This is a genomic window from Stenotrophomonas sp. STEN018, assembly GCF_056760235.1.
In genome coordinates this window covers 1-11,668 of record NZ_JBRREK010000083.1, presented here as the reverse complement: position 1 = coordinate 11,668, position 11,668 = coordinate 1, and the positions used below count along the sequence as shown (strand labels likewise).

Sequence of the window (11,668 nt, the reverse complement as noted above, 5' to 3'; positions counted from 1 at the left end):
CTCCCCGCTCCCCGCGGGCCGCTCCGGCGGCCCCGCCCCCCGCCCCCCCCCCCCCGGCCCCGGGCGGCCGTCCCCCCCCCCCCCCCCCCCCCCCCCCCCCCCCCCCCCCCCACTACGGTGGAACGAAAAACGGAGCCTTTCGGCTCCGTTTTTCATTCAATCAACCAGCAAAAATTCAAATCACCGGCTCACGTAGCTCCGGCATGTCCCAGCCCTTGCGCGGCGCAAAACGGTCGCCATGACGCGCCTGCAGGGTCTTCAGTTTCTCAACCAAAACATCCACGCCCGTCGCGCGGATATGCTGGATCGGGCCGCCACGGAACGGTGCAAAGCCAGTGCCGAAGATCACGCCGGCATCGAGCAGATCGGCATCGGCCACCACGCCGTCATGCAGGCAGGCTACGGCTTCGTTGAGCAGCGGCAGGATCAAGCGGTCTTCCAGATCCGACGGTGCCTGGTAGTCCTTGGCGACCTCGGGTTTTACCGCGCGGCCGTTCTCCCACTTGTAGATGCCCTGGCCGTCCTTCTTGCCACGCTTGTTCGGCTCGACCGTTGCCAGTGCGGCCGGGATCTGCAGGCCGAGGAACGGTGCCAGCTCCTTGCCCACGCCAGCGGCCACGTCCAAACCCACCGTATCCAGCAGCTCGATCGGGCCCATCGGCATGCCGAACTTGACCGCCGCCTTGTCGATCACCGGGCCGGGGATGCCTTCGGCATACGCGGTGGCGGCTTCCAGCATGTACGGGAACAGCACGCGGTTGACCAGGAAGCCCGGCGTGCCGGCCACCGGCACCGGGAACTTGCCCAGCGCCTTGCAGAACGCGGCCAGGCGCTTCTCGGTTTCCGGCGCCATGCCGTCGTGGTGGATGATCTCCACCAGCGGCATTTGCGCGACCGGGTTGAAGTAGTGCAGGCCGGCAAACTGCGCCGGGCGCTGGATATGGTCACGCAGCTCGACCAGCGGGATCGAGGAGGTATTGGTGGTCAGCAGTGCGTCGGCCTTCATCTTCGGCTCCAGCGTCTGGTACAGCGCACGCTTGGCTTCCGGGTTTTCGATGATGGCTTCGATGACCAGGTCGGCCTGGGCTACGCCGTCACCGGCCAGATCGGCCTTCAGTCGTGCGGCGACTTCCGGGCGCTTGCTCTCGTCGCGCACTTTCTTGTCGAACAACGCCTGCGCGCGGGTCATGGCCGGGTCGATGAAACGCTGCTCGCGGTCCTGCAGGGTCACGTTGAAGCCCTTGTAGGCCGCCCAGGCGGCGATATCGCCGCCCATCACGCCGGCACCGACCACGTGCACATGCTTGATGCCTGAGTCCTTGCCGCCCAGGCCCTTGAGCCGTTCGGTCAGGAAGAAGATGCGGATCAGGTTGCGTGCGGTCGGGCTGCTGGCCAGCTTGACCACGGCGCGGCGCTCGGCATCCAGGCGCTTCTGGATCGGGCTGCCGCCGGTGCGCTCCCAAGTGCTGATCAGCGCGTAGGGCGCCGGGTACTGATCCTTCTTAGCCTTGCGTGCGACCTGCTTGGCCATCTGCGGGGCGAGGATCTTGCGGGCCAGGAAGGTATTGGTGGCCCAGGCGGTGGCGCGCTGCTTGAACGGCCGGGTTACCCCGGTCTGCAGCAATGCGATGGCCGCATCGACCAGCACCGCCGGGGCGGCGACCTTGTCGACCAGGCCAATCGCGCGCGCGGCCGAGGCCGACAGGGTGCGGCCGGTCAGCATCATGTCCATCGCGGCTGGCGCGCCGACCAGCTGGGGCAGGCGCGAGCTGCCGCCCCAGCCCGGGAAGATACCCAGCTGGGTCTCCGGCAGGCCGATGCGGGTGGATTGATCGTTGGAGGCCACGCGGTAACGGCAGGCCAGGGCCAGCTCGGTGCCGCCGCCCAGGCAGTGGCCGTGGATCGCGGCTACGGTCGGGCAGGGCAGTTCGGCCAGCTTCTGGTAGACGCTCTGGCCACGGCGGATGGCGTCATTGACGGTGCCACGGCGGTCGAATTCCTGGAATTCCTTCAGGTCGGCACCGGCGATGAAGCCGGCTGCCTTGGTCGAGCGCACCACCACGCCCTTGGGCGGGTCGATGGCCAGGCGCTCGACGATATCGCCCAGTTCCAGCAGCACGTCCTGCGACATGGCATTGACCGGGCTGTCCTTGCGGTCGAGGCTGAGCACTGCCACGCCATCCTCGCGCAGCTCGGTTTGCCAATGATTGAAGCGGAGCCCGTCGAAGCCTGAGAGCATGGGACGTTCCATCCGGTTGTGTATGGAGAAGGCCGCTATGATCCAGAGGTTGTTTCCCTGCCGTCAAATCCCAATGTCAGGAAATGTGTTGTGCTTATCTGGTCAGCGTCCCTGCAGGTTAGCCGAACAGGAGTTAAAAGCTGGTGCGGTGCCGCTGGGACAGGGTGCTGAACTTTTGCCGCGAACAGCGGTCTTAATGCCCGACGTCGGTTGGGCTGACAGGAGTGCGGCCCGTTATGGCCGAGGTTGAAACACCGCAGGAGCTGGACCTGGAACTGGTCCGGCGTGTGCAGCGCGGCGAAAGCGCGGCGTTCGATGTACTGGTACGCAAGTACCAGCATCGGATCATCGCGTTGATCGGGCGCTACATCGCCGACTGGAGTGAATGTCAGGACGTGGCCCAGGACACTTTCGTGCGCGCTTACCGTGCGCTCGGGAATTTCCGTGGTGACGCCCAGTTCTATACCTGGTTGCATCGGATCGCAGTGAATACCGCAAAAAACTATCTGGCAGCACACAACCGGCGCCCCCCCACCGACGACATCGAAATCGGTGACGCCGAGCAGTTCGACAGTGGGGTCCGCTTGCGCGACAACGACACGCCGGAGCGTGAGTTGATGCGCCAGGAACTGGAACAGACCGTGATGAAGGCGGTTGACGCGTTGCCCGAAGAGCTGCGCTCAGCCATTACGTTGCGAGAGGTGGAAGGCATGAGTTACGAGGATATCGCGCAGAAAATGGGATGCCCGATCGGCACGGTGCGGTCGCGGATCTTCCGTGCCCGTGAGGCCATCGATGCACAGCTGCGTCCCTTGCTGGATACCCCCAGCGCTACCCGTGAACGGAGTCGCGTATGAACCCGCAAGACCGTAATCCGGTGTCGGCCGGTGCTGCGCCGGACAAATTTGAACTGCACTACCGTCAGCAGCTGTCGGCGCTGGTGGATGGCGAGCTGGCCGCCGATGAGGCGCGCTTCATGCTGCGCCGGCTGGAACACGACAGCGAGCTTTCGGCCTGCCAGGAGCGCTGGCAGGTATTGGGTGATGTGATGCGCGGCCAGGCTTGCGCACCGGCGCCCTTGGATTTCAGTGCGCGGGTACGGCAGGCGGTGGATGCCGATGCGCGCCAGAACGGCCCGCTGCTTGCCGCGCCCGCCCCGCAGCGCGCAGCCCGCACGGGTTGGCGGCGTTGGGGCGGTGGGGCTGCCTTGGCCGCCTCGGTGGCTGCGGTGGCCTTGTTCATGGCCCGCGAGCAGCTGCCGGTAACCAATACGCCTGCGCCGGTCATTGCGACCACGGCGGAAGTCGCGCCTGCCCCGGCGCAACCGTCGGCGCCGACCGCGGCTGATGCTGGCAATGTCGCCGGCCTGGTGGCTGCTGCTCCTGCAGTTGCCGCCGCAGTGAGCCGCCGTCAGGACACCAATGCCCGGCGTGGCAGTGCGACACGCACCCAGCAGGCGGCGCGCGCCGGTACTGCGCGCATGGCCGAGCCGCAGCGGGCAATTGCCTCTGCGCCGGTACTGCCGGCGACCCCGGCACTGCGCCAGGACCCGTTTGCCACCGGCAATGGCGTGCTGCATGCGCGGCCATGGCCACGCTCGACGGTAGCGCCGTCGCTGTCGCAGGGGGCGCTTAACGCCAATTTCCCTGCGCAGGAGCGGGGTGGGGCGACGTTCTACCCGTTTGAACCGCGCATGCCGGCACAAAGCGCCGACGATGCCGAGTCGCGCAGGCTGTTGCCGCGTCAGTGAGTATTGCTTGCCGGTCGTCCACCTCTGGGCGGCCGGTTCTTCCCGGATTCCAGGTTTGTGCGCTGTTAGCTTGCGTACCGGGCTTGGCTGTTCTTTCCCGCTTTGACTGAATTGGAGGCTCGAAGCTGATGACCCCACGTATCCAAAACAAGGTGTTTGGCCTGCTGGCGATGACCCTGCCGTTGGTGGCCTGCGCGCAGAGCCCGGCCCCGAATGCACCGGCCGAACAGGTCGCCGCTACCCGTGCCGCGCCTGCGCCGCAGCTGGTGCAGGGCTTGCCCGACTTCACCCAGCTGGTCGACCAGGTCGGCCCGGGTGTGGTCAAGGTCGATACCGTGATCGGCGCACGCCGCAATCCGCGCGCTGCCCAGCAGGGCCCGGACATGGACCAGATGCCGGAGTTCTTCCGCCGCTTCTTCGGTCCCGACTTCCAGATGCCGGGGCCGGGCCAGCAGGGCCCGGACAGCGGTCCGCGCGGGCGAAGCATGGGCTCGGGCTTCATCATCTCCAATGACGGCTATGTGCTGACCAACCACCACGTCATCGACGGCGCCGAGTCGGTCAAGATCACCTTGAGTGATCGCCGTGAGTTCACTGCCAAGGTGGTCGGTAGCGACGCCCAGTACGACGTGGCGTTGCTGAAGGTCGAAGGTCGCAACCTGCCGACCGTGCGGGTGGGCGATTCCAATACGCTCAAGCCGGGCCAGTGGGTGGTGGCGATCGGCTCGCCGTTCGGCCTGGACCATTCGGTCACCGCCGGCATCGTCAGTGCCCTCGGGCGCAATACCGGTGGGCAGGAGCAGCGCTATGTGCCGTTCATCCAGACCGACGTGGCGATCAACCAGGGCAATTCCGGCGGTCCCCTGCTGAATACGCGTGGTGAAGTGGTCGGTATCAATTCGCAGATCTTCTCCGCGTCCGGCGGCTACATGGGCATCAGCTTCGCGATCCCGATCGATCTGGCGATGAACGCGGTCGAGCAGATCAAGAAGACCGGCAAGGTCAGTCGCGGTCAGTTGGGTGTGATGGTCGGTCCGTTGACCGGCGATGCCGCTGAGGGATTGAAGCTGCCCGATAGCCGTGGTGCGCTGGTCAATGAGATGGTGGCCGATAGCGCCGCCGCCAAGGCCGGGATCGAAGTGGGCGATGTCATCCGCTCGGTCAATGGCACCCAGATCAATGATGCCAGCGAGCTGCCGCCGATGATTGGTGCGATGGCGCCGGGCAGCAGGGTGCGGATGGGGATCATCCGTGAAGGCAAGCCGCGTGAGATCACTGTGACCCTGAACGAGCTGGCTGAAGACGCAGCGCGGCCGGGTAACACCGCAGCCGCTGGCGATGATGCCAAGCCGCAGGCCGGGGCCAATGCCCTGCTGGGGCTGGAAGTGGCGGATCTCACCGCCGCCGAGCGTCGTCAGCTCGGCCTGGAGTCGGGCGAGGGCGTGCGTATCACCGGCGTCAACAGCAGGTCCGGGCGCGAGGCTCGTCTGGCTCCGGGCATGGTGGTGCTGCAGGTCGGGCGTGCCCCGGTCGGTAGTGTTGCCGCCCTGAACCGGGAGCTGGGCGGCTACAAGAAGGGTGACGTGGTCATGTTGCTGGTCCGGGCCGGTGCCAACAGCGCCTTTGTCCCGATCCGCGCAGGCGAATAAGCCCGCCAAGCCTTGTCATGCCTACGGGAGCCGCCTTCGGGCGGCTCCTTTCGTTCAGCTGCCAGCCAAACCCTGTGCGGGGCTTGGCTCCGGCATGCGATAATGGCCCGTTATCCTGACGACGCAGCGCCGCCGCCGCCACCTATGTCACATGATTCGATGCGGATGATCCGCAACTTCTCCATCATTGCCCACGTTGACCACGGTAAGTCCACCCTGGCCGACCGCATCATCCAGTTGTGTGGCGGCTTGACCGCGCGCGAAATGGAAGCGCAGGTTCTGGACAACAATCCGATCGAGCGCGAGCGTGGTATCACGATCAAGTCGCAGTCGGTGTCGGTGCCGTATACGGCCCGCAACGGCCAGACCTACTTCCTGAATTTCATCGACACCCCCGGCCACGTCGACTTCTCCTATGAAGTCAGCCGCTCGCTGGCCGCCTGCGAAGGCGCGCTGCTGGTGGTCGATGCGGCCCAGGGCGTGGAAGCGCAGTCGGTTGCCAACTGCTATACGGCCATCGAACAGGGCCTGGAAGTGGTGCCGGTGCTGAACAAGATCGACCTGCCCACCGCCGATATCGACCGTGCCAAGGCCGAGATCGAGGCGGTGATCGGCATCGATGCCTCCGACGCGGTTGCGGTCAGCGCCAAGACCGGCCTCAACATGGAAGAGGTGCTGGAAGCCATCGTGCACCGCATCCCGGCGCCGGTTGACCGTGGCAGCGACAAGCTGCAGGCGCTGATCATCGACTCCTGGTTCGACAACTACCTGGGCGTGGTCTCGCTGGTACGCGTGATGCAGGGCCAGATCAAGGCTGGCGACAAGATCCAGGTCATGTCCACCGGCCGTTGGCATCTGGTCGACAAGGTCGGCGTGTTCACCCCCAAGCGCAAGGAAATGCCTGCGCTGCGTGCTGGTGAAGTGGGCTGGATCAACGCCAGCATCAAGGACGTGCACGGTGCGCCGGTCGGCGACACCCTGACCCTGATGGCCGACCCGGCCGCCGAGGCGTTGCCCGGCTTCCAGGAAATGCAGCCGCGCGTGTTCGCCGGCCTGTTCCCGGTTGATGCCGAGGACTACCCGGACCTGCGTGAAGCCCTCGACAAGCTGCGCCTGAACGACGCTGCGCTGCGCTTCGAGCCGGAAAGCTCCGAGGCGATGGGCTTCGGCTTCCGCTGTGGCTTCCTCGGCATGCTGCACATGGAAATCGTGCAGGAGCGGCTGGAGCGTGAGTACAACCTCGACCTGATCAGCACCGCGCCGACTGTGATCTACGAGGTGCTCAAGACCGACGGCAGCATCCTGATGATGGACAACCCGGCCAAGTTGCCGCAGGGCAATGCCGTCGCCGAGATCCGTGAACCGATCATCCGCGCCAACATCCTCACCCCCGAGGAATACATCGGCAGCATCATCAAGCTGTGCGAAGAGAAGCGTGGCAGCCAGATCGGTATCAACTACATGGGCAGCCAGGTGCAGATCAGCTATGAGCTGCCGATGGCCGAAGTGGTGTTGGACTTCTTCGACAAGCTCAAGTCGGTCAGCCGTGGCTATGCCTCGCTGGAATACCACTTCGTGCGTTTCGAGGCCGGTCCGTTCGCCCGTCTGGACGTACTGATCAACGGCGACAAGGTCGATGCACTGTCCTTGATCGTCCACCGCAGCCACGCGGATCGTCGCGGCCGCGAGCTGTGCGAAAAGATGAAGGACCTGATTCCCCGGCAGATGTTCGACGTGGCCATCCAGGCTGCGGTCGGCGCGCAGATCATCGCCCGTACCACGGTCAAAGCCATGCGTAAGAACGTATTGGCCAAGTGCTATGGTGGCGACATTTCGCGTAAGAAGAAGCTGTTGGAGAAGCAGAAGGAAGGCAAGAAGCGCATGAAGCAGGTGGGCCGTGTGGAGATTCCGCAGGAAGCCTTCCTCGCTGTGTTGCAGATGGACAAGTAACAGTGATTCGGGAGTTGGGGTTCGGGATTGGGAAGAGCGGCATACGCTCTGGCTGTCGCGAATCTCCAACCACGAATCACCAGTCTCATTCCGAAGGAATTTGAATGAAATGGTTTGAAATCATCCTGGTTGTGCTGACCCTGGGCTCGGGCCTGGTGGTGCTGCTGGACAAGCTGTACCTGCGCAAGCGCCGTGCCGAGAAGGCCAGCCTGCTGGATAGCGAAGAGCCAGCGGTGGTGGATTACTCGCGCGCGTTCTTCCCGGTGCTGGCGGTGGTGTTGATCCTGCGCAGCTTCGTGGCCGAGCCGTACAAGATCCCTTCCAGCTCGATGATGCCCAACCTGCTGATCGGCGATTTCATCCTGGTCAACAAGTTCTCCTACGGCTTCCGCTTGCCGATCACCAATACCAAGATCATCCCGGTGGCCGAGCCCAAGCGCGGTGACGTGGTGGTGTTCAAGCCGCCGCACGCGCCGGACCAGAATTGGATCAAGCGCGTGATCGGCCTGCCGGGCGACCGCATCGGCTTCCACGGTGACACCTTGTCGATCAACGGCGTGCCGATGGTCTATGAAGACCGCGGCGAGTACGTCGGCAAGGGTCCGGGCGCGGAAATGACCGGCGCCTCGCTATTGACCGAACAGCTGCCTGGCCGCAGCCATACCGTGTTGGAACTGCTGGGTCGTGCCGACCCGCGTGGCCAGGGCGACTGGGTGGTGCCGGAAGGCCACTACTTCGTGATGGGTGACAACCGCGACAACAGCGAGGACAGTCGCTTCTGGACCCAGACCCACTTCCTGCCGGAAGAGAATCTGCGTGGCAAGGCGTTCCTGATCTGGCTGAACTGTGAAGGCTGGTTCTGCAAGGGTAGTTTCGAACCGTCGCGTATCGGGGCGGGCATTCAGTGAGTGGACAACGCGTTTCTGGGGAGATCGCAATGAAGCACAAACAAGCAGGTATGACGCTGACCTCGTTCCTTGTGGTGTTGGCGGTAGTTGGCTTTGCGCTGTTTATCGGCATGAAGCTGTTCCCGATGTACCAGGAGTATTACTCCGTGCGCTCGGCACTAAAGAGCATCGCTGCAGAGCCAGGGTCGGGCAGCCTCGAGCCAGCCAAGGTGCAGGAGTTGTTCTTCAAGCGCATGGACATGAACTATGCCGACGACGTGAAGCCGGGTGATCTGAAGATCGAACGCACTGACGGCGGTCTGCGTATGGTTGTCAGTTACGAAGTGCGTCGCGAAATGATCGGCAACCTCGATGTGGTGGGCAAGTTCAACGCATCCCAGGATTTGAACCGGACCGGTAGTGAATAGAACGTTCCAACGGGGTGACCTGATCGGTCACTCATTCAAGGATCAGGGTTTGCTGAAGCAGGCCCTGACCCATCGTAGTGCCGGCGCGCCGCACAACGAGCGCCTGGAGTTCCTCGGCGACAGCATCGTCAACATGCTGATCGCCGAAGCGCTTTTCACGCGCTGGCCGAAGGCTGACGAAGGCGCGCTCACACGTGCCCGCTCGGCCCTGGTTTGCGAGGCTGCGCTGGCGGTTATCGCGCGCAGCTTGGAGCTGGGCGAGCGTTTGACGCTGGGCCCGGGTGAGATGAAGTCTGGCGGCCACCGCCGTGATTCCATCCTCGCCGACACCTTCGAGGCGGTGGTTGCTGCCATTTATCTGGACGCCGGTTTCGAAGCCTGCCGCGAGCGGATAATGCCGTGGTTCGAGGCCTCGCTGTCGGCAGTGCCGGTCGGCAAGCCCGAGAAAGACCCCAAGACACGCCTGCAGGAATGGTTGCAGGCCCGGCAGAAGACCCTGCCGGTATACGAGCTGGTATCGGAGACCGGCGACGACCACGCCAAGCACTTCCATGTGCGCTGTTGCGTGGCTGACCCTGCCGTAAGTACCGAAGGCGAAGGCACTTCGCGACGGCTGGCCGAACAACAGGCGGCAGCCGCCGCAATAGAGCAATTGGATTCCAAGTGAACGACACCTCCTCTCATCGCTGTGGCAGCGTCGCGGTCATTGGCCGCCCCAACGTTGGCAAATCGACCCTGACCAACGCCCTGGTCGGCGCCAAGGTCAGCATCGTCTCCAACCGTCCGCAGACCACCCGCCACCGTCTGCTCGGCATCGCCACTTACCCGGAAGGGCAGCTGGTGCTGGTTGATACCCCTGGATTGCATCGCCAACAGAAGCGCGCGATGAACCGGGTGATGAACCGTGCCGCGCGTGCGTCGCTGGAAGGCGTGGATGTTGGCCTGTTGGTGATCGAAGCCGGTCGCTGGGACGAAGAAGACACCCTGGCCTTCAACGTGCTGCGTGACGCAGGCGTGCCGGTGGTGCTGATCGTCAACAAGGTTGACCGGATGAAGGACAAGGGGGCGCTGCTGCCGTTCCTGCAGGAGATCACCGTCGGCCGCGAATTCGCCGCCGTGCACCCGGTCTCGGCGCTCAAGCGCAATGGCCTGGATGCGCTGGTGCGCGACCTGATCGGTTTGGTGCCGGAAGGCCCGCCGATGTTCGGTGAAGATGAAATCACCGACCGCAGCCAGCGCTTCCTCGCCGGCGAGCTGGTCCGCGAGCAGCTGATGCGCCAGCTTGGCGAAGAACTGCCGTACGCCACCACCGTGGAAATCGAACGCTTCGCCGAAGACGGTGCGCTGCTGCGCATTGGCGCGGTGATCTGGGTCGAGCGCGAAGGCCAGAAGGCGATTGTCATTGGCAAGGGCGGCACCCGCTTGAAGGAAATCGGTGCCAAGGCGCGTCTGCAGATGGAACGTCTGTTCGGTGCCAAGGTGTTCCTGGAGACCTGGGTGCGCGTACGCGAAGGCTGGTCTGATGACGAGGCCGCGCTGAAGGCCTTCGGCTACGGCGAACAGTAAGTCTCAGTCCGGGGATCGGGAGGGGGGAATCGGGGGTGAAACAGCCTGGTTCTGCAGACACTCGCGATTTCCGGCTGTTCCTTGACCGCAGGTCAGGGGGCATGATGAAGGCCAGCGCTGCGATATCGACAAGCCGCTGCGGCTTTCCGAGTCTGGCGAAGCTTGGCAGGGTTTATTGTCGCTGGCCGTTCCGGCTCCCGAATCTCCACTTCTGATTCCCTGTCTTAGATGCGCATCGAAGACCAGCCCGCTTACGTGCTGCATGCCCGGCCTTGGCGCGAAACCAGCTTGCTGGTTGAGGTGCTGAGTCTGGAGCATGGCCGTTTGGGTCTGCTCGCACGCGGCGTGCAAGGGCCGAAGAAGCAGGCGTTGCGCGCCGCCCTGCAGCCGCTGCAGGCGATTCGCTTTGACGCGCAGCAAACCGGTGAATTGGCGCAGCTGCGCCGTGCCGAAAGCCAGGACGTGGCACCACGTCTGCACGGCCACGCGATGCTGGCTGGCTTCTATATCAACGAACTGGTGATGCGGCTGACGCCGCGGCAGGATCCGCTACCCGAGCTGTATATGGCTTACGGCGAGTTGCGCGGGCAGCTGGATCAGGCGGTTACGCTGGCGTGGTCACTGCGGCGTTTCGAGCGTGACCTGCTTGACGCATTGGGCTTTGGCTTCGATTGGAGCTGTGGCGGCGACGGTGAACCGATCGATCCGGCGGCGCGCTATCGGCTGGATCCGTTGCAGGGCCCACTTCGGCTGCTCAGTGAACGCAACAACGAACGCCGCACGCTGGCGACAGGCAGCGCCTTGCTGGCGCTGGCTGAAGACATGCAGCCCAGCAGCAGCGATATCGCCAGCCTGCGGCTGCAGATGCGCGCAGTACTGTTGCATCACCTTGGTGGTCGCGGGCTCAAATCCTGGGAAATGCTGGGCGAATTAGCCCGTTCCTAACCGTAGTGCCGAGCCATGCTCGGCAGGGCCGTATGCAGAATCCAAGCCATGTAGTGCCGAGCCATGCTCGGCAGAGGCCGTATGCAGAATCCAAGCCATGTAGTGCCGAGCCATGCTCGGCAGAGCCTTATGCAGAATCCAACCCTGTAGTGGGGGGGGGGGGGGGGGGGGGGGGGGGGGGGGGGGGGGGGGCGGGGCGGGGGGGGGGGGGGGGGCGGGGGGGGGGGGGGGGGGGGGGGGGGGGCGGGGGGGGG

At 64.5% G+C, this 11,668-nt stretch carries 10 protein-coding genes; 9 read left to right on the top strand and 1 reads right to left on the bottom strand.

Going from position 1 to position 11,668, the window contains the following annotated elements:
- Nucleotides 1-175: 175 nt before the first annotated feature.
- On the bottom strand, nucleotides 176-2,239 hold the full coding sequence (locus tag ACVOMB_RS19655; protein WP_481532729.1) for a 3-hydroxyacyl-CoA dehydrogenase NAD-binding domain-containing protein: 2,064 nt from the start codon (nucleotides 2,237-2,239) through the stop codon (nucleotides 176-178).
- Nucleotides 2,240-2,475: 236 nt separating this feature from the next.
- Between ACVOMB_RS19655 and rpoE the strand changes: the two genes are divergently transcribed.
- From rpoE to recO, 9 genes are all read left to right on the top strand, one after another.
- Nucleotides 2,476-3,096: an RNA polymerase sigma factor RpoE gene (gene rpoE, locus ACVOMB_RS19650; protein ID WP_313170618.1), complete on the top strand. Its 621-nt coding sequence runs from the start codon at nucleotides 2,476-2,478 to the stop codon at nucleotides 3,094-3,096.
- Nucleotides 3,093-3,989 carry a sigma-E factor negative regulatory protein gene (locus tag ACVOMB_RS19645; protein WP_481532728.1) on the top strand — a complete coding sequence of 299 codons (897 nt, stop codon included), beginning with the start codon at nucleotides 3,093-3,095 and terminating at the stop codon, nucleotides 3,987-3,989. The genes rpoE and ACVOMB_RS19645 overlap by 4 nt, the downstream gene beginning before the upstream one ends.
- 128 nt (nucleotides 3,990-4,117) lie before the next feature.
- Complete coding sequence (locus ACVOMB_RS19640) at nucleotides 4,118-5,638, top strand: DegQ family serine endoprotease (protein WP_481532727.1); 1,521 nt, start codon at nucleotides 4,118-4,120, stop codon at nucleotides 5,636-5,638.
- 159 nt (nucleotides 5,639-5,797) lie between these two features.
- Nucleotides 5,798-7,588 carry a translation elongation factor 4 gene (lepA, locus tag ACVOMB_RS19635; protein WP_481532730.1) on the top strand — a complete coding sequence of 597 codons (1,791 nt, stop codon included), beginning with the start codon at nucleotides 5,798-5,800 and terminating at the stop codon, nucleotides 7,586-7,588.
- A 104-nt stretch (nucleotides 7,589-7,692) separates the two neighbouring features.
- The gene (lepB, locus tag ACVOMB_RS19630; protein ID WP_481532726.1) at nucleotides 7,693-8,496 is read left to right on the top strand and encodes a signal peptidase I; all 804 of its coding nucleotides are present in this window, start codon (nucleotides 7,693-7,695) and stop codon (nucleotides 8,494-8,496) included.
- 29 nt (nucleotides 8,497-8,525) lie between these two features.
- On the top strand, nucleotides 8,526-8,903 hold the full coding sequence (locus ACVOMB_RS19625) for a DUF4845 domain-containing protein (RefSeq protein ID WP_481512646.1): 378 nt from the start codon (nucleotides 8,526-8,528) through the stop codon (nucleotides 8,901-8,903).
- Nucleotides 8,896-9,570, top strand: a complete 675-nt coding sequence (gene rnc, locus ACVOMB_RS19620) for a ribonuclease III (protein ID WP_481532725.1) — start codon at nucleotides 8,896-8,898, stop codon at nucleotides 9,568-9,570. The genes ACVOMB_RS19625 and rnc overlap by 8 nt, the downstream gene beginning before the upstream one ends.
- A complete protein-coding gene (era, locus tag ACVOMB_RS19615) occupies nucleotides 9,567-10,469 on the top strand; it encodes a GTPase Era (RefSeq protein ID WP_481532724.1) in 903 nt (300 codons plus the stop codon). The genes rnc and era overlap by 4 nt, the downstream gene beginning before the upstream one ends.
- Before the next feature lie 228 nt (nucleotides 10,470-10,697).
- Nucleotides 10,698-11,414, top strand: coding sequence for a DNA repair protein RecO (gene recO / locus ACVOMB_RS19610; protein ID WP_481532723.1), 717 nt, complete (start codon nucleotides 10,698-10,700; stop codon nucleotides 11,412-11,414).
- The last annotated feature ends 254 nt before the right edge of the window (nucleotides 11,415-11,668 follow it).